At 61.7% G+C, this 17990-nt stretch carries 21 protein-coding genes; 6 read left to right on the plus strand and 15 right to left on the minus strand.

The features are described 5' to 3' along the window. Positions 1-132 precede the first annotated feature (132 nt). Positions 133-1350, plus strand: coding sequence for a c-type cytochrome (locus HB630_RS13715; RefSeq protein WP_213772775.1), 1218 nt, complete (start codon positions 133-135; stop codon positions 1348-1350). Positions 1351-1493: 143 nt separating this feature from the next. Then, positions 1494-1928: a hypothetical protein gene (locus HB630_RS13720; protein ID WP_213772776.1), complete on the plus strand. Its 435-nt coding sequence runs from the start codon at positions 1494-1496 to the stop codon at positions 1926-1928. A gap of 95 nt (positions 1929-2023) precedes the next feature. Here the strand turns inward: HB630_RS13720 and HB630_RS13725 are convergent, their stop codons facing one another. Both HB630_RS13725 and HB630_RS13730 read right to left on the minus strand, forming a co-directional pair. Then, positions 2024-2374, minus strand: a complete 351-nt coding sequence (locus HB630_RS13725; RefSeq protein WP_213772777.1) for an antibiotic biosynthesis monooxygenase — start codon at positions 2372-2374, stop codon at positions 2024-2026. Positions 2375-2420: 46 nt separating this feature from the next. Continuing rightward, positions 2421-2726: an NIPSNAP family protein gene (locus HB630_RS13730; RefSeq protein WP_213772778.1), complete on the minus strand. Its 306-nt coding sequence runs from the start codon at positions 2724-2726 to the stop codon at positions 2421-2423. A 78-nt stretch (positions 2727-2804) separates the two neighbouring features. On the opposite strand from HB630_RS13730, the gene HB630_RS13735 reads away from it, so the two are divergent. Further along, a complete protein-coding gene (locus HB630_RS13735) occupies positions 2805-3500 on the plus strand; it encodes a winged helix-turn-helix domain-containing protein (protein WP_213772779.1) in 696 nt (231 codons plus the stop codon). A gap of 141 nt (positions 3501-3641) precedes the next feature. Here HB630_RS13735 and HB630_RS13740 read toward each other — a convergent pair whose 3' ends face one another. The 6 genes from HB630_RS13740 to HB630_RS13765 form a co-directional block, all read right to left on the minus strand. Next, the gene (locus HB630_RS13740) at positions 3642-3875 is read right to left on the minus strand and encodes a hypothetical protein (RefSeq protein WP_213772780.1); all 234 of its coding nucleotides are present in this window, start codon (positions 3873-3875) and stop codon (positions 3642-3644) included. 244 nt (positions 3876-4119) lie between these two features. Beyond that, positions 4120-4437: a hypothetical protein gene (locus HB630_RS13745; RefSeq protein ID WP_213772781.1), complete on the minus strand. Its 318-nt coding sequence runs from the start codon at positions 4435-4437 to the stop codon at positions 4120-4122. A 120-nt stretch (positions 4438-4557) separates the two neighbouring features. Then, positions 4558-4905, minus strand: coding sequence for a hypothetical protein (locus HB630_RS13750; protein ID WP_213772782.1), 348 nt, complete (start codon positions 4903-4905; stop codon positions 4558-4560). A gap of 115 nt (positions 4906-5020) precedes the next feature. After that, complete coding sequence (locus HB630_RS13755) at positions 5021-6598, minus strand: ATP-binding protein (protein WP_213772783.1); 1578 nt, start codon at positions 6596-6598, stop codon at positions 5021-5023. Continuing rightward, a complete protein-coding gene (locus tag HB630_RS13760; RefSeq protein WP_213772784.1) occupies positions 6595-7122 on the minus strand; it encodes a HEPN domain-containing protein in 528 nt (175 codons plus the stop codon). Before HB630_RS13760 ends, HB630_RS13755 begins: the two co-directional genes overlap by 4 nt. Positions 7123-7186: 64 nt before the next feature. Then, positions 7187-8719 (minus strand): acyl-CoA carboxylase subunit beta, encoded by a 1533-nt coding sequence (locus HB630_RS13765; protein WP_213772785.1) that lies wholly within the window; start codon positions 8717-8719, stop codon positions 7187-7189. A gap of 137 nt (positions 8720-8856) precedes the next feature. Between HB630_RS13765 and HB630_RS13770 the strand changes: the two genes are divergently transcribed. Beyond that, complete coding sequence (locus HB630_RS13770) at positions 8857-9270, plus strand: DUF4260 domain-containing protein (protein ID WP_213772786.1); 414 nt, start codon at positions 8857-8859, stop codon at positions 9268-9270. Positions 9271-9388: 118 nt separating this feature from the next. Here HB630_RS13770 and HB630_RS13775 read toward each other — a convergent pair whose 3' ends face one another. The 5 genes from HB630_RS13775 to HB630_RS13795 form a co-directional block, all read right to left on the minus strand. Continuing rightward, on the minus strand, positions 9389-9568 hold the full coding sequence (locus HB630_RS13775) for a hypothetical protein (RefSeq protein ID WP_213772787.1): 180 nt from the start codon (positions 9566-9568) through the stop codon (positions 9389-9391). A gap of 90 nt (positions 9569-9658) precedes the next feature. After that, on the minus strand, positions 9659-10477 hold the full coding sequence (locus HB630_RS13780) for a penicillin-binding transpeptidase domain-containing protein (RefSeq protein ID WP_213772788.1): 819 nt from the start codon (positions 10475-10477) through the stop codon (positions 9659-9661). A gap of 251 nt (positions 10478-10728) precedes the next feature. Then, positions 10729-10995, minus strand: a complete 267-nt coding sequence (locus tag HB630_RS13785) for an EscU/YscU/HrcU family type III secretion system export apparatus switch protein (RefSeq protein ID WP_213772789.1) — start codon at positions 10993-10995, stop codon at positions 10729-10731. Next, a complete protein-coding gene (locus HB630_RS13790; protein ID WP_213772790.1) occupies positions 10992-12833 on the minus strand; it encodes a flagellar hook-length control protein FliK in 1842 nt (613 codons plus the stop codon). The genes HB630_RS13785 and HB630_RS13790 overlap by 4 nt, the downstream gene beginning before the upstream one ends. 101 nt (positions 12834-12934) lie before the next feature. Then, entirely contained in the window at positions 12935-13711 is a 777-nt protein-coding gene (locus tag HB630_RS13795) for an ATP12 family protein (protein ID WP_213772791.1), read from the minus strand. A gap of 77 nt (positions 13712-13788) precedes the next feature. Here HB630_RS13795 and HB630_RS13800 point away from each other — a divergent pair, with 77 nt between their 5' ends. Next, positions 13789-14250, plus strand: coding sequence for a hypothetical protein (locus HB630_RS13800; RefSeq protein ID WP_213772792.1), 462 nt, complete (start codon positions 13789-13791; stop codon positions 14248-14250). Between the two features lie 129 nt (positions 14251-14379). On the opposite strand, the gene HB630_RS13805 is transcribed toward HB630_RS13800, so the two are convergent. Both HB630_RS13805 and HB630_RS13810 read right to left on the minus strand, forming a co-directional pair. Continuing rightward, a complete protein-coding gene (locus tag HB630_RS13805; protein WP_213772793.1) occupies positions 14380-14688 on the minus strand; it encodes a hypothetical protein in 309 nt (102 codons plus the stop codon). Between the two features lie 40 nt (positions 14689-14728). Further along, a complete protein-coding gene (locus HB630_RS13810; protein ID WP_213772929.1) occupies positions 14729-15946 on the minus strand; it encodes an RluA family pseudouridine synthase in 1218 nt (405 codons plus the stop codon). Positions 15947-16269: 323 nt separating this feature from the next. On the opposite strand from HB630_RS13810, the gene HB630_RS13815 reads away from it, so the two are divergent. Beyond that, positions 16270-17943: a PAS domain-containing methyl-accepting chemotaxis protein gene (locus HB630_RS13815; protein WP_213772794.1), complete on the plus strand. Its 1674-nt coding sequence runs from the start codon at positions 16270-16272 to the stop codon at positions 17941-17943. Positions 17944-17990: the final 47 nt, after the last annotated feature.

Below are 17990 nucleotides of genomic sequence, written 5' to 3' on the forward strand. Positions count from 1 at the left end.
GAATACCGGCCTGTCTTTTCGGTTTGTGTCGTGGGAGAGCCCGGCCGCGAAATGCCGTGGCGTAAGCATTGTCCCGGTTTTCGCGTTATAAAGGCTGGGGGAAGATGATCGGTGCGGATACGGCATTGCACAATGCGGGCGATTCTTGTTGTTCTTGTTGCGATTCTGTTTTTGTGCAGTGCATTCTCCCGCAACCCGCTACAGGCGCAACCGTCGCCGGAGACCATCGCCCGCGGCAAGGCCCTCACCGAGACGGCCGATTGCGCGGGCTGCCATACCGCCGACCCCGCCAGGCCGTTTGCCGGCGGCAAACGCATCGACACCCCGTTCGGCGGGATTTATTCGCCCAACCTGACCCCCGACCGCGAGACCGGCCTCGGCGCCTGGAGCGACAATGATTTCTACCGCGCGCTCCATGAGGGCGTGGCGCCCGACGGCTCGCGCTATTATCCGGCCTTCCCCTATCCCAACTTCACCAGGATGACGCGGGACGACGTGGTGGCGATCCGGGCCTATCTGGCGACGCTGGCGCCGATCCGGAACACGCCGCCGCCGCCGGAGTTGCGCTGGCCCTTGAACCACCGCGTCCTGATGCGGGCCTGGGACTGGCTGTTCTTCCGGCCCCGCACTTTCGTTCCCAAGCCGCAGAAGAGCGCGGAATGGAATCGCGGCGCCTATCTGGTCAGGGGCCCGGCGCATTGCAGCGCATGCCATACGCCGAAAAACCTGTTCGGCGCCAACAAGCGCGGCCGGGCTTACAGCGGCGCCGCGGTGCAGGGCTGGTTCGCGCCACGGCTCGACGGCGCGGAACGCAGCGGATTGAAGTCCTGGAGCGTCGACGACATCGTCGAATATCTGCAAAGCGGCCGCAACGGGCGCAGCCACGCCGATGGATTGATGGCCGAAATCGTCGTCCATTCGACCTCGAAAATGAGCGACGCCGATGTCCACGCCATGGCCGTGTACCTGAAGGATCTGCGAACCCGTATGGCTGAACCCATCGTCTCGCCGCCACCGCCGGCGCAAATGGCCGACGGCGAGAAAATCTATAAAGGCGCCTGTATCGCCTGCCACGAGGCCGACGGCAGCGGCGCGCCGCGGATCTATCCGCCGCTGCCGGGCAACGCCAACCTGCAATCGGCCGATCCTTCGAGCACGCTGCGCATCATCCTCGATGGCGCCGAGACCGTGACGACGCCGCGCGCGCCGAATACCGGATCAATGCCGGCCTATGGCGGCAAATTGTCGGATCAGGAGGTCGCCGACATCGCGACCTATATCCGCAATGCCTGGGGCAATGCCGCGCCCGCGGTGACGTCCGGCGAGGTCGCGAAGGCGCGCAGAAACTGAAGAAGCTTGCGCCGCCAGCTTGGAGCAGGTTCCATCCTGAACAGGCCCGGAAACGAACGGATTGCGGGAACCGCGGCAAGCGCCAGCCATTGTCTTGTGGGCTGAATGCTGAGGAACCCTTGGGGGCCAACGGAGCAACCTTCATGGCCAATGAACGCATTCCGAACGATCCTTATCGCCCGGCGTTGGACAGCGACGACATTCGCAGCCCGGCGCAAATGGACAATGACTTGCAACCCGATCCCGAGCTTGCCGAGGGCCGGTCCAGCGGCGGCCGAATCGCACTGTTTGCGGTCGGCGTCGCGGTAATCCTGGCCGCGGTGTTCTATGGCTTGAACAATTCGAACGTCGATCAGGCCAGCACCACGCCGGCGGCCCAGACCGCGCAGACGCAACCGGCGGCGCCTGCTCCCGGCATGCGCAACGCAAACCCTGACGCGAATGGTCAGCCGAATAGCCAGCCCGGCATGACCACGGGCGCCGCAACCGACCGTCCGACGCCGCCACCCGGCCCGACCGGCTCCGAACTCGACCGGTCGGCCAATCCGGCGGCCGGCCAGAACAACGACAACCGTTAAGATCGTGACGTGAACTTACGCGGCGGGCCTCTGCCCGCCGCGCTTTTTTAGCCGTTGACCGCGAAACGTTACGGCACGCATGGCGTCGCGCCAACCTAACGCGCGTCGTGAAGCGCAAGGCTGTCCTTGGGCGCCTCGTCGCGCTCGTTCATGCCGTAGTCGCGGACCACGCCGGCAATACGGATCCGGTAATTTGCGAAGATGTTCGCACGGCCCTTGGCCTGGCTCCGGCGATGCTCCGATATGTTGCGCCACGCCGCGATGGCGGCTTCGTCGCGGAAGAACGACAGCGACAGCAGCTTGCCCTTCTCCGTCAGGCTCTCGAATCTTTCGATCGAGATGAAGCCGTCGATGGTCTCGAGGATCGGCCTCAGTCCAGCCGCGAGGTCGAGATAGTCCTGCTTGTGTTCCGGCTTCGGCCAGACTTCGAAGATGACGGCGATCATTCTGGGGCTCCCTGAGGCATCGATATATCCATGCCCTGATGACCTATCATGCCACCTTGCGCAGAAAAGTCCGTTCTTCCGCCAGGATGAATTTGTGCTCTTCGGCGAAATCGAAGTTGGCGGCCCCCTCGCTGTCGGCGCGAAGCCGCGCGCGATAGCCCTCATAGGCCGCGAGATTTTCGAACGAGATCAGCGCGAAAGCGATGTTGTTGGTGCCTTCATGCGGCATCCAATACCCCAGAAGGTCGCCGCCGGCCTTCGGAATGACGGCAAGCCAGCGCCTGGCATATTGCTCGAACAACGCGCGCTTGAACGGGTCGATCTGGTAGCGGATGAAAACGGTCACGGTCATGGGAACCTCCGGCATTGTTAGGACCACTTCGAATGCTAGCGCCTTGCCGGGCATCAATACTTCGTCTAGCGTCGAACTATGAAAGCAGGCCCCGATATCGCGATGGTCGCCGCGCTGGTCGGCGATCCCGCGCGCGCCAACATGCTGACGGCGCTGATGAGCGGCCGCGCGCTGACCGCAAGCGAACTGGCGCATCAGGCCGGCGTCACGCCGCAGACCGCGAGTTCGCATCTCTCAAAGCTCGAGGCCGGCGGCCTGATCGAACAGGAGAAGCAGGGCCGCCACCGCTATTACCGCCTCTCCGATCCCGATGTCGCCGCCGTGCTGGAGGGCCTCGAGGGGCTGGCGGCGCGGGCCGGCCATTTGCGGGTGCGCACCGGGCCGAAAGACCCGGCGCTGCGGCGCGCGCGGGTTTGTTACGATCATCTCGCCGGCGATCTCGGCGTACAGATGCTCGACAGCATGAAAAAGCAGAAACTGTTACGGCAGAAGAAGCAGGACATCGAACTGACGGCGGAAGGCCAGCGCTTCCTGAACACAGCCTTGCAGATTTCGGCGGAGGCCCTTGCCCATCCGCGCCGGCCGCTATGCAAGGCCTGCCTCGACTGGAGCGAGCGTCGCCATCATCTCGCCGGCACGCTCGGAGCCGCGATCCTGAACCGGTTCACGGAACTGAAATGGGCTGCGCGCGATGCCGCGCCGGGCAGCCGCGTCGTCAATTTCACCCGCAACGGCGAGAAGCGGTTCGCGGCGCTGTTCGGCAAGAGCGAATAATTCGCCTCGAATTGCCCGCAGGAAATTTATGAGATGAAATTCACGAGCCCATGCCTGGCGGTTTTGGGACTCGGCTCTCTCGGAAAATCATCGGGAAGGCAAAGCAGGGACCGGTAGGCGGTCCCTGCCCTGCCAATGACATCAGTTCCTGAAGCAACGCTTGCCGTAGGGGCCGGTGTGCCAGCCGGGAGGGCAGGTATAGAGCGGACGGCACATGCCGGCCGGGCCACGATGCATGCCGGGGCCGCAGCCCTGCGCCACGCGGATGATCTCGTTGGAGCCCGACTTCTCGACCGGGGCGATCGGCATCGCCTGGGCGGACACCGTCATCAGGCCGAGGCCGACGGCGAAAGCGGATGCAGCAAGCATTTTCATCGAAATTTCCCTTCCTCTGGTTTCGCCGCAACGCGGCAGAATGATTTACGCAAACAATGGTTGCAAACCGGTAACGCCAAACGGCGCAAACGTGGTTGAACGAACAGAGTTTGGCTGCAAAAATATGAACGCCCGCTGAACCGCAAGCAGGGGCTCAAATATCTTTTATGGTTTCGACGGACGTCATATAGCCGTCATTCCGGAGCGGCCCGCTGGGCCGAATCCGGAATGACGATGCAGCCTGTCACGCCGCGCCGAATTCCTCCGCCAGCACGAAAGTCTCGCGCGTGCGGGTCACGCCAGGCCAGTCGCGGTTGAAATCGGCGATCAGCCGCTTCAGCTCCGCGCCGTCTACCGCGCGCTCCAGCGCGGCTTCGTCGGCGAACTCATACGTCGCCTCATGCAGGGTGGGATCGGTGAGGCTCCAGCACCGCCACGCCTTCTTTATGCCGAAGGATTTCGCTGCATCCGGCAAATGCTCGGCCGCATACCATTTATCGAAAGCCCCGCGCTTGGCGGGATCGGTGACAGTGGCGCGCACCACGAAATAGGCTCTGGGCATGGTTTCCTCCGCATGGACCTTCTGATGGACCCGGCGGGATTATCATCCGGCACGTTGGCGCGCCGCAAGACCGTCAGTGGAATCCGCCGGCGCGGCTCGCAACCTGAACGTCGCGGCCTGTCACATCAGCTTCACCGGTGCATCGTGAACCACGCGAAGGTCGATCCTGCCGATCAGGCGCAACCGAAGCGCCTCGGCGGCGGCGATGGCGTCGTGGGTCTGCCGCAACGTGCTGACATTCGATCCGAGCGACACGATTCCGCCGAGTATCAACGCAATCGACCCGAGCAAGGCGGACAGGCTCGCCCCGAACAGGCCGAGGATTGCAATCAACAGCAATGCAACGCCGCTGGCGATGGCTATCTTGGACGCCAGAATGAACTTCCGGCATTGTTCGGCGGCCTCGGCAAGCGCCTCGATCCGCCGCTCGATTTCTGCAATCTCGTCGGTCGGTTCGTCGTCGGTCATGGATACAAGCTGGGAGAGCGGGCGATTTTTCCACGGTAATTCAAGGAGAGAAGGCAGAAGCTGTAACTGCCGATCGCGTGGAACGAAAATGGCGGGTTATGCGTACGCTAGTCCCCTACACCTGTTGCGCTTCCACTTGCCCAGCCAAGAATCCACCGGTGACCTTCGGCAAGCTTCTCAATTCCGACGCTTTGAATTGCCCTTCCTTCGGAATCATTTCTTTGATCCCTTGCCGCCTTCGGAACCCCGTAAACAACGAATAATCCAAAATATACGCTTCAAATCGTTTGCCTGCGCGGTCTGGCGTGATTGACTGGCTAATCAGATGAACCAACCGAAGATCGTTCAGAATGTGAGTTAGCTTACGTTCCTTAGATTCTTCGCTGGAAAGCAGGAATGCGTTAATTCCTTTCTCGTCTAAACAAAAATCCTCAAGTGCCGTGAGCATCCGCCGCAGGTCACCCTCGGCGTTCCTAGCATCCTGAGTGAGTTCGTCCATTTTTCCTTGACCTGATTCGCCAATCGCAATGTTCACGTCGGAGACGGTTACGGCAGCGTGTTTGTTCCTTCGAGCATGTTCGACCGACTTAGCAAACATTTGTAGGAAATCCCGTGGAACGCCAGCATTTGCCCACGCTAACCTTTGGAATGCACGATCCGGAATCACGGACGTCGACAAGGAGTAACCCACGGCCTGCAAAAAGCCTTCTAAAATGGCTTGCAGGTGCGATTGCGCCGCCACCGGATTAACAAGCGTGAGATCCAGTGAAATAAGCTGGGCATCCCCTGGTATCTGAAGACCCTCACGAGTCGCCGGTGAATAGTAGTTCAATAGCGATCGTATCCCAGCCACCTTCAACCACCCACGCGCGCCCTTTAGGACACCATGTATCAGATGAAGCAAGCGAGGCTGATCGTCCCATTGTACAACGTGAAAATCATCCAAAAAAACAAAAACATCGGTCTGAAGACCTGAAGTAATTGACTTCAGACAACGTTTTATACTTGGAACTAACTGTTCTGGCTTTCGCTCCCCCGATGCGAGATCGTCACGTATCTGCTGCAAATCTCGTAAATCGATTTGCTTCTGCATGGTTTGCGCCATTTTCGCTGAAGACTCCAAAATCCCTTCTACAACGTCCTCTAAAAGCTCCCGCGAAACCTCGTCTTTTGACACTGTCGCATAAGGTTGGGAATCAATAACGACAACTACTTTCTGAGACGCCCGCAGTATTTCGGTCGCCCTTCGAATTAGAGTCGATTTTCCTACCCCCCGCCGACCAACGACCACATGAGTTGCGGCCTGCGCTAGCTGATAGTCTTCGTGATTTTGAAATGGTACGTAAGGGATAGAAAATCCAGTTCCAGGGTCGTTTTCCGCTACGGCACGAGTCGACCGAGCAAGCAAACTAAGAAGAACCGTGGCCTCTAGAGATTCCGGAAAACGATCTTGACGTCTAAGTTCGAGACTTAGCGAGCCTCGAAATGGGTTGGAAGCAGGAAGAGCTTTCTGAGTTTCCCTGATGGCATATCTGTAGATAGGCGCATCCCGACCGACGCAAAACTTTAGAAACTCTTCGTTGCCGGCAGCTATCCGAAACGCTTCAATGCCCCCAGCCCCAATTTGATGCTCAAACGCTCTAATGGCTTCAAGTTCGGCCACGTCTTTGTCTTGTGAAAACAGATCACTCATATACGGATCCCGTATTTGTTCTCCAAATATTTTCTAGCTTCCGCGATAAATGACCTTGCTAGGCTTAGTGATTGCTTAGAAGTAAGTGAAAACTCACTAGCGGTCGCCTCCCATCCATCATAGTCCGCCATCAACCGATGTTCTCGCAATCGACTTATATCGACTGACCAATTGTCGACATTGGGAAAATCGTCTGGGAGTTCTACGGCCTTTTGGTGATCGTCGCCGCGCAAGCTTACTGTTCCATTCACAACGTAGCGAACGGCTTTGGACGCGTTATAAACCGCATAATAGGACCTAGAAAACACAGCACGCCGGGAGCCTTTCTTCTTCTGGCTGGCCGAGGCATCAGCCAAATGTCTGATAGCAAGCTTGAGCCAACAAAGACCTACGTGGTGACCGAACTCAGTTAAATCAGCTGAGGTCTGGGAAAATCCCAGGGCGTTCATGTCGTTGCTGACTTTGCTGAAGTTTCTAGTCAGCTCCAAGAATCTTCGTTCATCAATCGGCGGGGCTTTGACCATTTTGACTGTGCCTTCGAAAACTTAAATCGAAGGATAGCCACAACTATTACGCGAGTAAACATCCTCACAGCGGCAGATTGTCGTGCTTCTTCGCCGGCATCTCCACCTTCTTGTCTTTCAGCATCGCCAGCGCGCGGGCGATGCGGCGGCGGGTCGAGTGCGGCATGATGACGTCGTCGATATAGCCGCGCTCGGCGGCGATGAAGGGTGACAGGAAGCGGTCCTCATATTCCTTGGTGCGGGCGGCGATCTTGTCGGCATCGCCGATGTCGCCGCGGAAGATGATCTCGACCGCCCCCTTGGCGCCCATCACCGCGATCTGCGCGGTCGGCCAGGCGTAGTTCATGTCGGCGCCGATCTCCTTGGACGCCATCACGTCGAACGCGCCGCCATAGGCCTTGCGCGTGATGATCGTGACCAGCGGCACCGTGCATTGCGAATAGGCGAACAGCAGTTTCGCGCCGTGCTTGATCAACCCGCCATATTCCTGCGCGGTGCCCGGCAGAAATCCGGGCACGTCGACGAAGGTGACGATCGGGATATTGAAGGCGTCACAAAAACGGACAAAGCGCGCCGCCTTGCGCGAGGCGTCGGAGTCGAGCACGCCGGCCAGCACCATCGGCTGGTTGGCGACGAAGCCCACCGTGCGGCCGGCGATGCGGCCGAAACCGGTGATGATGTTCTTGGCGAAGGTCTCGGAGATTTCGAAGAAGTCGCCCTCGTCCACGACTTTCTGGACCAACTCCTTCATGTCGTAGGGCTTGTTGGGATTGTCGGGGATCAGCGTGTCCAGCGACATCTCGACGCGGCCGATATCGTCGAAGCTCGGCCATTCCGGCACGCCATCGGTGTTGTTGGATGGCAGAAAGTCGATCAGCCGGCGCATCTGCAACAGCGTCTCGACATCGTTCTCGAAGGCGCCGTCGGCGATCGAGGAGCGCGTGGCATGCACCGAAGCGCCGCCGAGTTCCTCCGCCGTGACGACCTCGTTGGTGACGGTCTTCACAACATCGGGCCCGGTGACGAACATGTAGCTGGTGTTCTTCACCATGAAGATGAAGTCGGTCATCGCCGGCGAATAGACATCGCCGCCGGCGCAGGGCCCCATGATGACGGAGATCTGCGGGATCACGCCGGAGGCGATGACGTTGCGGCGGAATACATAGGAATAGCCGGCCAGCGCCGCGACGCCTTCCTGAATCCGCGCGCCGCCCGCGTCGTAAAGCCCGATGATCGGCGCCCTCGCCTTCATCGCCATGTCCTGGATTTTCACGATCTTCTGCGCATGGGTTTCGGACAACGAGCCGCCGAACACCGTGAAGTCTTTCGCGAACACGAAGGTCTTGCGGCCGTTGACGGTGCCCCAGCCGGTGACGACGCCATCGCCCGGTACTCTGGATTTCTCCATCCCGAATTCGGTCGAGCGGTGTTCGACGAACATGTCGAATTCCTCGAACGAGCCCTTGTCGAGCAGCAGTTCGATGCGCTCCCGCGCGGTCAGCTTGCCGCGGGCGTGCTGCGCAGCGATGCGCTTTTCGCCGCCGCCGAGCTTGGCGCCGGCGCGCCGTTCCTCAAGGGTATCCAGGATCTCTTTCATGTCAGCATTTCCCGTCGATTGTGACCGCCTTCTAACACGGCCTTTTCCGAACCGGAAACCGGCTTTGTGGGCACAGACATCGTATTCAGGCGGGCAAGACAGGCTACAATGACCGTGGAATCCGAGGGAGGCAAACCATGACCGAGACGACAACCGCGACCGAGGCGACCGGCGCCGTCACCGGCGGATTGCGCATCATGCTGCGGCTGGAAGGACTGACGCTGTTTATCGGGATGACACTGCTATATGCGGTGTGGGGCGGCTCGTGGTGGGTCTATGTCATCCTGTTCTTCGCGCCCGATCTGAGCTTTCTGGCCTATCTCTCAGGCCCGAAGTTCGGCGCCATGATCTATAACGCGGCCCACAGCTATATGGCGCCGATGGCCCTGATGACGACCGGCTTCGCCACCGCCTCGCCGCTGACGCTGTCGATCGCGATGATCTGGCTCGCCCATATCGGCTTCGACCGCGCGCTCGGTTATGGCCTGAAATATTCGGCCGGCTTCGGCTTCACCCATCTCGGCCGGATCGGCAAGGCCACGTCGTTTTGAACCGGCTTGACGCCTCGCACGCGCGCGGCATCTGCGCGCGCCGGGGGTTCAGCACAGCGGACGGTGTCGGCATGGAGCCGCCCCGGACAGGGCGGCTCCGAAACAACTGCACTAATCTCTATGATCGCTCATGAGGCGGCTTGCCGCGGCTGTCTATCTTGTCGACGTTGTTTTTCTGTTCGGCCTCATCCTTGCCGATTTCGGTCTCTTTGCCGGACATGTTGCCGGGGTTGAAGTGGTATTTTCCGGGCGATTTTTCACCGCGTTGCCGCTCGTTCGGATTCTTGTTGTTCGACATCGGACCCTCCTTTGGCATTTACGACAATGGCGCCGAACAACTTAAGTTCCGTGGCCGCTTTTGGCGGTTTTCACTGTCGTTCCCGCTGGATCAGATCGCGCCGATATCGTGCAGGCAGGCTTGCGTCAGCGGCATGCGGTCGGCGATATGGCGCGGCTCCTTGCAATCCATGTTCAGCGCGAACACGGACGGCGTATCGCCCTTTTCGACCCAGCCGACCATCCAGCCCAGCGAGGGCTGGCCGGTCTCCGCGCCGATCAAGCCGCTCTTGGCGCGGATCATGGAGTCGCCGATCTTCGTGACCGGCAGGATGTCGCACACCAGATCCTGGCTTCGTTTCGAGATCGGCAGCACGCGGCGGCGCAGCCGGTCGAGAAAGTCGATCTGCTGCACGGGATCGATCCGCAAATCCCCGGTGAGCCAGAACTGGTCGATGCCACCGCCGATATTGCGATTGCCGTAGTCGAGCAGGTCGACATATTTCTGCATCCGCTCTTGCCCGATGCGGCGCGCGATTTCCTGATAGACCGGCACGGCGGAAGCCGCGATCGCCGAGCGCATGGTATGGTCGCGATTCCAGGCTTCGATCAGGCGCGTCACGCCGTCCCATTTGAAGACGTCCTTGTCCGGGTCCTGCACCACGCCGGTCTCCAGCGCGATCAGCGAGTTCGGCACCTTGAAGGTCGACGCCGGCAGCCTGCCCTCCCCGGAGCGATCCCTGTCGCTGGCGATGACCAGGTAATCCTCGACCTTGTAGCCGACGAAGGTCCCGGCCGTGCCCTCGTCGATAAACCGCTTGCTGAGATCCTGCCGAATCTCGCTGCGCTGGGGCGCCACATCGGCCAGAACACGCGACGGCCGAATGGCCGCTGCGGCGACAAGACCAAGCGCATGACGTCGATTGATCACGGCGAACTTCCGATCCGTTGAAGAGTCCACAAGCAAGGGTGGGTTACGCTGACCCACGAATTCAACATTATTCGTCATTCCGGGATGGTGCGTAAGCACCAGACCTCAGATGCGCATTGCGCATCGGGGAATCTCGAGATTCTCCGATGTGCAATTGCACATCGTAGTTCGCATCTTCGATGCGCCCCGGAATGACGGTCGTGTTTAATGGTTGTTACCATCGCTTTGGCAATCGCGATTGTAAACGAGCCTCAGCGCACACGGCCCGACAGCCGCAGCACGAAGATCAGCACTTCCGCCACCGCGGTGTAAAGTTCGGCCGGAATCTCGTCGCCGAGTTCGATATGCGACAGCGCGCCGGCCAGCACCTCATTCTCCTCGATCGGGACACCATTGGCCTTGGCGACTTCGATGATCTTCTCGCCGAGACTGCCCCGGCCCTTGGCGACGACCCGCGGCGCGCCCGAATGATCATAATGCAGCGCGACCGCAAGCTGGTTTTTGGTCTGTCCGCTCATAGCGCCCGGTCCAGGAAATGCCCGGCCCGCGCCGCCGCTGGCTGCACCGGCGCGCCGTCGCGGATCATGATATCTCCGGGCTGCAAATCAGCCCGGCTCAAGGCCTGGCTGAGTTGCGAGACGCCGGCCCGCAACTGGTCGGCGGTCGCGGGCCGCTCCGCCCACATCCGCACCGAAGTGCGGTCGCCGCTCAGCGAGATCAGCGCATGGACCGGACCTGCCGGCTCGACATCGAGCGAGAACCGCGCGCGCCAGACCCGCTGGGCCGCCTCGCTCTCGTTGCCGCCGCCATCGCGCGAGATCTCGAACTGCGCCATCGCCGTTCCCTGCGGCGTCGCGAACGGGATTTCGAAATTCCATCGCGGTATCGTCGGATCGATCCGGCTTGCCGGGGTGTCGACCTGATCCGGCAGCGAAGCCACCTGCAACAGCGTCTGCCGCGCGATGGCGCCGTCGGTGTCCGCAAGCAGATGGTGCATGACCGTCTCAGGCGATGCGTTCGACACCAACGCCGCAGGCATCACCGGCTGCGCCGCGGGCAACGCGCCGCTGAGCGGTGGCGGCGGCACATTGCTGCGCGTGAACTCGGCGTCATCGGCACCGGCAAGGCGAATCCCGGCCACCACCGGCAGCAGCGACAGCATGGCGCTGTCGCTTGACGCAAGCCCCAACGGATTTGCCGCCGCCAGCGGACCGGCCTGAACGGCTTCCTGCAACAAAGTGAGGGCGGCGCCGCTGGCGGCCGCGCGCGCGAGTTCGTCCGCCGGCGCCGCCGCGGCCATCATCGCCGCGTTCGACGCGCTGAATTCGAGAACCGTCGGTGGAATCGACGGCGTGCTCCCCTGAGATAAAACTTCGGTCACGGCGATTTCAGGCGCGAGCGATGGCGCCAGCGCGGGTGAGGTCGTCGTCACGGGCATTGCGGGTTCGGACGTGATCGTGACCGGCAACGATGAAACGCGAATGGAAACGGGTATGGGTATCGGTATGGAAGGCTGCGCACCCTGCCCCGTCACGAGGGTTTCGGGCGTCGCGGCTTGCGGCACCGTTGTCGCCATAGCCGTCGGCAGGCTCGCTACCTGCGTCGTGCCACCGAGCGAGGGCGTGAGCGAAGTCGTCAGTGAGGTCGTCAGAACCTGGCGCAACACGATCAGCGCCGCCTTGAGGTCCGGCGTCGCGGATGGCGAAACCGAGCCGGACGCCAGTGAGGCCTCCAGGAACAGGCCGGAGCCCTGGAACGCCTGCCGGATGTCGTCACCGGTCAGGTCCGGTGTGAGGCTGGTGCGCTGCGCCAGCACCTGCGCCACCGCCTGCTGGACCTGCGGCGGCAGGCCGCTGACATTGGCGGCGACGCCGAGATTGGCAAACAACGGCGCCAGCCCCGTCTGCTGGGTCGCCGCGGTCTGCGCCGCGGCCGACACCGCCAGCGTCTCCAGCGGCGAAAGCTGATTTTGCGGCGCGGCAACCGCCGATGTCAGCGGCGCGGCGATACTGGCGAGCGCGCCCGGCCCCAGCGTCACGATGTCGGAGGCGAGCGGCGCGGTGGCGAGATCGGCGATGGCCTGCCCTGCCGCCGCGCCGGCCTGCTGGTTGACCACCGCGAGCTGGATGCTGCCGTCGGGCGCCTGCGACACCGCAAGCTGCAAGGTCTGGCCGGGTTGCAGCGGCACCTGCGAGGTCACCTCGACCGGCTGGCCACCAATCGAAATCTGCACCTGATCGCCACCGAGGACTTGCAGCACCTGGGCCTTGATCACCGTCCCCGGCTGCAACACGACATCCGCCGTCGCGCCCTGCACGGCGACAAGCGGCAAACTCGGGTTGATGGCAATCGACATGGATGCAGGCCTGGCTCAGCTTGGCTTCACCGGATCATTCCCGGCCAAGGCTACCCCGCCTGTCCTGAACCTCTCGTTAACCGGTGCGAAAATCCGCCCGTTCAGGATTCCGGCGCCGTGAGAATGCCGGCCGCAGCCCTGAAATCGACCAGCCTGGCCGCGCGGCGCGCCGCGACCTCCTCGTCCACACCCCATTTTTCGCTGTTCCAGTCCTCGTCGACATGGGCAGCGGCCCAGACCTGATCGGGATCGAGCACGCCGTGCCGGAGCGCCAGCGCCAGCAGCGCCGAGCCGGTGATGGTGGTGACCACATGCAACGCGGCCACCGACCAGGGATCGCTCGGGAACGCGGCCCGCGCCGCCTTGATCGCGGTTTCCGGCTGGGCGACATGCATGACGCCTTCGGCCATCATGAAATGCGCACCGAGGCGGTCCGCGGCCCAGAACAACACCGGATCCCACAGCGCGGATTCGCGGGCCACCAGCGCCTCGGGATGGCCGGCGCGGTAAAACAACAGATCCGAGCCGAGATATTTCGCCACGTCCTCACTGACCGCGTCGACCCGGCCGATCACGCCCTCGATCACGCTGTTGGCGAGCCGCGTCAACGGCATCGTCAGGGGATCGATGGTCTCCGCTTGCGCGTTCCATTCCGCGACGATGCCCTCGGCCATCTGCCGCCCCGGCACCGCCAGCGGACGCCCCGACGGCGTGCGAACCGGCTTGCCGTCGAGCGTGATGGCAAAACCGTCCGGCGTTTCGGCGATGGCGGCTTGCACATAAAACCGCCGGCGCTGCGGCGTGCGCGTGGTGCGGCGGACCGCCTCCTCCGGATCGAGCGGCGAATGACCGGTTACTTCGTCGAACAGTTCGCGCATGAGGTTTTCATCGGTCTGCGGGTAATCGATTGGCTACGGGATATGATAAACTTTGACGTCCATAAAGCGAGCCGCCGATGGCGAAAATCTTCGCTAACCTGGTCGGTCTGTTGGCCGGCCTTGTGACCGGCCTTGGCCTCTCGACGGCCGGGGCCGGGTTTCGTTCGCCGGAATCGCTGGTCCGCAACGTCTATGCCCATTACGGCAACGGATCGCCCGAACTCTCGAACGGCCTGCCGCACGACGCCGCCACCGCTGGGCAATTCTTCGATCCGAGCCTGCGCGGCGCGTGGACGGCGTCGAGGAACCCGCCCTATGACTTCCTGGTCCAGAGTCCGACCTGGAAGCTCGGCGGCATTTCGATCGCCATCCTGCGCAAGCAGTTCGACAAGACCTATGTCGGGGTCGCCTTCGACAACAAGGGCCGCGCAGTCACCTTGAATTTCATCGTGGTCAACGGCCCCGATGGCTGGGTTATCGCCGATGTCGAAAGCCCGAACGATTCACTGCGGCTGTTTCTCGCCGAATATAATAAATGAGCACACCATGGCGTTTTCGAGCGAAGTGGTTTCCGGTTCGCGTAAAGAAAACGTATCAAACCAAAAGAGAGAGCCCGGTTCTGATTCAATCAGAACCGATAAGGCTCTAAATAAGGCGATCGCTCCCGATCACCGGTTGGCGCAGGCGCGCGAATAGGCCGTGCGTGCGTTTGGGCCAAGCCCGGCTGCGGCGGCGTCATCGAGACAGCGGCTGATCCGGTCGCTGAACGAGCCGCGCCGCGAGGACCGGATTTGCGGCTGCCGCGGCGGCGCGTCGAAGTGCGGGATGGCCGGGACTTCGATCCTGGGCGATGGCGGCGGCGCCGGTGGCGGCGGACTGAATCGAGACCAGCCCGGCGGGATCATCTGCTGGCCGAAGGCGGCGCCGGAGACCAACATCCAGACGGCGACGGCAATCGAAAGTGACAGGCGTTTCATCGCCTCTATGTCGTGATTGCCTCAAGCGACCGCAAGGCGATCACTCTTCCGGCGCGTTCTCGATCGGATCGAACCGGTCGGCCTCGAGACCCAGCAGGTTCCAGGATTGCAGCATATGCGGCGGCAGCGGCGCGGTGGCGTCGATCACCCCGCCACGCGGATGCGGGATCATGATCCGCCGCGCCAGCAGATGCAGCCGGTTCTGGATTCCGCCCGGCAGGTCCCAGTTTTCCTTGTTGAAATATTTGGGGTCGCCGACGATGGCGTGGTCGATATGCGCCATATGCGCGCGCAATTGATGGGTCCGGCCGGTCACCGGCTTCAGCGACACCCAGGCGAGTTTTTGCGCCGATGTCTCGACCACGGCATAATAGGTCACGGCATGGCTCGCGCCCTCGTCGCCATGGGCGGCGATCCGCATGATGGTGTCGTCCTCGCTCTCCTCCTTGGCGAGATAGGTCGAGATCCGGCCCTGTTTCGGCTTCGGCACGCCGGCGACCAGCGCCCAATAGATCTTGCGCGCCGAGCGGTGGCGGAACGATCCGGTCAGCGCAGTCGCTGCAAAACGCGTCTTGGCGATCAAGAGGCAGCCCGCGGTTTCCTTGTCGAGCCGATGCACCAGCCGCGGCTTCTGCCCCTTGGCGTCGCGCATCACTTCCAGCATCTGATCGACATGGCGCGTGGTGCCGGAGCCGCCCTGCACCGCAAGCCCTGCCGGCTTGTTCAGCACCATGACGTCGACATCCTCGTACAACGTCATCGCCTTGAGCGCGTCGAGGGTCTTGGTCGCCGCTTCCGAAAGCTGGCCGACGATCTTCGGCGCATCCAGCTTCAGCGGCGGAATTCGGACGTTCTGCCCTTCCTCGAGCCGGTCCTTGCTGTCGGCGCGCTTGCCGTTGACGCGCAGCTCGCCCTTACGGACGATGCGCTGGATATGCGAGAATGACAGGCCGGGAAAGCGCGCCTCGAGAAAGCGATCGACCCGCATGTTGTTCTCGTCCGCAGTCACGACCACGGTTTGAACCTTGGTCGGCAACGGCGGCGGCTCGGCGACAGCCTTCGCGGGTTCCGGCGCCGCATCGGCTCGCTTCTCGGGGGGCTTGGCCGCAAAGCGGGGCGGTCTCGCCTCGCCGCGAAAGCCCGGCTTGCGCTCGCCTTGCCCGCGATCGCCTTGCGGAAATTTCGGCTTGGTGCGCCCGTCCCTGCGCTCGGCGGAGGACGCGGATTTTTCCAGTGGTTTTCTGAAGCGACGGCTCATCGCCGCTGGGTAGCGCAAAAGCAGCTTTCCGTCACGGCTAATCGGGACGGATTCGCCGCGGGATCGTGCCAGATCCGCCCAAGACCGCGCCCTCATACGCAAGCCGCGAGATAAGGGAGCCGCATCGGCACCTGAGCTCCGTTAAGTATTTCTTCCGGCCTGTTAAGTATCTTTTGAGTATAAATTGCGCAAAAGTTGAATTGATATGTATGCGCAATTTTTAATTGAATTATTCGGTCAACTTGCTGCGCGGTTCTGACGCCCGGTCATATCTGTTCTCGGGCGTCGCGAGGCTAAGCATCCAATAGAAGGTATAATGGTTGATGTTCGCCCGCCGTCGGAACAAGAACGACCTTGCCAGATCCCTTGCAATCGATGCGATCACCAGCAATGTCATGATCGCGGATGCAGATTTGACAATTGTCTACATGAACCGGGCGGTGGTCGACCTTTTGAAAGGCGCCGAGGCCGAGATCCGGAAAGACTTGCCGAATTTCAGGGTCGCAGACCTGATCGGCAGCGATATCGGCGTGTTCCACAAAAATCCGAATCACCAGCGCCGGATGCTTGAGAGCCTGAACACGACGCATCGCGCGACGATCAATGTCGGCGGGCGGACTTTCGACCTGATTGCGACGCCGTTGAAGGACGGGACCGGCAAGCGCGCCGGCGTGGCGGTCGAATGGGCCGACGCCGCGCTCCGTCTGCAGAATTTGGAATATTCGGCGGTGGTCGCCGCCATCGGCAGGGCGCAGGCGGTGATCGAGTTCAGCATGGACGGAACCGTCCTGACCGCGAACGAGAATTTCCTCAAGGCGCTGGGCTACTCGCTCCCGGAAATTCAGGGCAAGCACCACAGCATGTTCATCGAGCCCGCGATGCGCGACAGCGCGGCATATCGTGAATTCTGGGCAAAGCTCAACCGCGGCGAATACGAGGCGGCCGAGTTCAAGCGGATCGGCAAAGGCGGCAAGGAGGTCTGGATCCTTGCGTCCTACAACCCGATCCTCGACGAGAAGGGCAAGCCGTTCAAGGTGGTCAAGTTCGCAACGGACGTGACCGAGCAAAAACTCAAGGCGGCCGACGCCGCCGGCCAGCTCGCCGCGATCGGCAAGTCGCAGGCGGTGATCGAGTTCAGCATGGACGGGATCGTTCTCACCGCGAACGCCAATTTTCTGAAAGCGCTGGGCTACTCGCTGGATGAAATCAGGGGCAAGCGTCACAGCATGTTCGTCGACCCGTCGGAACGCGACAGCGCCGAATACCGTGAATTCTGGGCGAGCCTCAATCGCGGCCAGTATCAGGCGGCGGAATACAAGCGGATCGGCAAGGGCGGCAAGGAAGTCTGGATACAGGCCTCCTACAATCCGATCCTCGATCTCAACGGCAAGCCGTTCAAGGTCGTGAAATACGCAACCGACACCACGACCCAGGTGATTGCGCGCATGAAGAGCGAGCGCGTGCGCGGAATGATGGAGTCCGTCGCCGCGGGCGCCGAAGAATTGAACACCTCGGTACGCGAAATCTCGGAAGCGATGGTCAAGTCGAAGAACACCGCGGTATCGGCCGTGGGCAAGGTCGAGGCTGCGGATGCACGGGCTCAACGCCTGAGCACGGCCGCCCAGTCGATGGGCGGCATCGTTGAATTGATCGGAAACATCACCGGACAGATCAATCTGCTCGCCCTCAACGCGACCATTGAATCCGCTCGCGCAGGCGAAGCCGGCCGCGGTTTTGCTGTCGTGGCATCTGAGGTCAAGAGCCTCGCCAATCAGGCCAAACAGGCCACCGACAAGATTACCAGCGAGATCGAGGGCATGAACGGCATTTCCGCCGGGGTCGTCGCGGCGCTCAACGAGATCAAGCAGGAAATTCAGAACGTCAGTGAATATGTCACCGCCACCGCGGCCGCGGTCGAAGAGCAGAGCACCGTGACCGGCGAAATGTCGACGAACATGCAGCGCGCGGCGGCCGAAGCCGCTTCCATCGGCAAATAGCAGCACCGTTGACGACAGGCATGAAGGCAGGGAAACGGCCCGCCGAT

Source organism: Bradyrhizobium sp. dw_78, assembly GCF_018449525.1.
Lineage (GTDB): Bacteria > Pseudomonadota > Alphaproteobacteria > Rhizobiales > Xanthobacteraceae > Bradyrhizobium.

Bases quoted from the DNA above. Each gene is read 5' to 3' on its own strand.
- HB630_RS13715 (WP_213772775.1), top strand. From the start codon at position 133: ATGCGGGCGATTCTTGTTGTTCTTGTTGCGATTCTGTTTTTGTGCAGT.
- HB630_RS13720 (WP_213772776.1), top strand. From the start codon at position 1,494: ATGGCCAATGAACGCATTCCGAACGATCCTTATCGCCCGGCGTTGGAC.
- HB630_RS13725 (WP_213772777.1), bottom strand. From the start codon at position 2,374: ATGATCGCCGTCATCTTCGAAGTCTGGCCGAAGCCGGAACACAAGCAG.
- HB630_RS13730 (WP_213772778.1), bottom strand. From the start codon at position 2,726: ATGACCGTGACCGTTTTCATCCGCTACCAGATCGACCCGTTCAAGCGC.
- HB630_RS13735 (WP_213772779.1), top strand. From the start codon at position 2,805: ATGAAAGCAGGCCCCGATATCGCGATGGTCGCCGCGCTGGTCGGCGAT.
- HB630_RS13740 (WP_213772780.1), bottom strand. From the start codon at position 3,875: ATGAAAATGCTTGCTGCATCCGCTTTCGCCGTCGGCCTCGGCCTGATG.
- HB630_RS13745 (WP_213772781.1), bottom strand. From the start codon at position 4,437: ATGCCCAGAGCCTATTTCGTGGTGCGCGCCACTGTCACCGATCCCGCC.
- HB630_RS13750 (WP_213772782.1), bottom strand. From the start codon at position 4,905: ATGACCGACGACGAACCGACCGACGAGATTGCAGAAATCGAGCGGCGG.
- HB630_RS13755 (WP_213772783.1), bottom strand. From the start codon at position 6,598: ATGAGTGATCTGTTTTCACAAGACAAAGACGTGGCCGAACTTGAAGCC.
- HB630_RS13760 (WP_213772784.1), bottom strand. From the start codon at position 7,122: ATGGTCAAAGCCCCGCCGATTGATGAACGAAGATTCTTGGAGCTGACT.
- HB630_RS13765 (WP_213772785.1), bottom strand. From the start codon at position 8,719: ATGAAAGAGATCCTGGATACCCTTGAGGAACGGCGCGCCGGCGCCAAG.
- HB630_RS13770 (WP_213772786.1), top strand. From the start codon at position 8,857: ATGACCGAGACGACAACCGCGACCGAGGCGACCGGCGCCGTCACCGGC.
- HB630_RS13775 (WP_213772787.1), bottom strand. From the start codon at position 9,568: ATGTCGAACAACAAGAATCCGAACGAGCGGCAACGCGGTGAAAAATCG.
- HB630_RS13785 (WP_213772789.1), bottom strand. From the start codon at position 10,995: ATGAGCGGACAGACCAAAAACCAGCTTGCGGTCGCGCTGCATTATGAT.
- HB630_RS13790 (WP_213772790.1), bottom strand. From the start codon at position 12,833: ATGTCGATTGCCATCAACCCGAGTTTGCCGCTTGTCGCCGTGCAGGGC.
- HB630_RS13795 (WP_213772791.1), bottom strand. From the start codon at position 13,711: ATGCGCGAACTGTTCGACGAAGTAACCGGTCATTCGCCGCTCGATCCG.
- HB630_RS13800 (WP_213772792.1), top strand. From the start codon at position 13,789: ATGGCGAAAATCTTCGCTAACCTGGTCGGTCTGTTGGCCGGCCTTGTG.
- HB630_RS13805 (WP_213772793.1), bottom strand. From the start codon at position 14,688: ATGAAACGCCTGTCACTTTCGATTGCCGTCGCCGTCTGGATGTTGGTC.
- HB630_RS13810 (WP_213772929.1), bottom strand. From the start codon at position 15,946: ATGAGCCGTCGCTTCAGAAAACCACTGGAAAAATCCGCGTCCTCCGCC.
- HB630_RS13815 (WP_213772794.1), top strand. From the start codon at position 16,270: ATGTTCGCCCGCCGTCGGAACAAGAACGACCTTGCCAGATCCCTTGCA.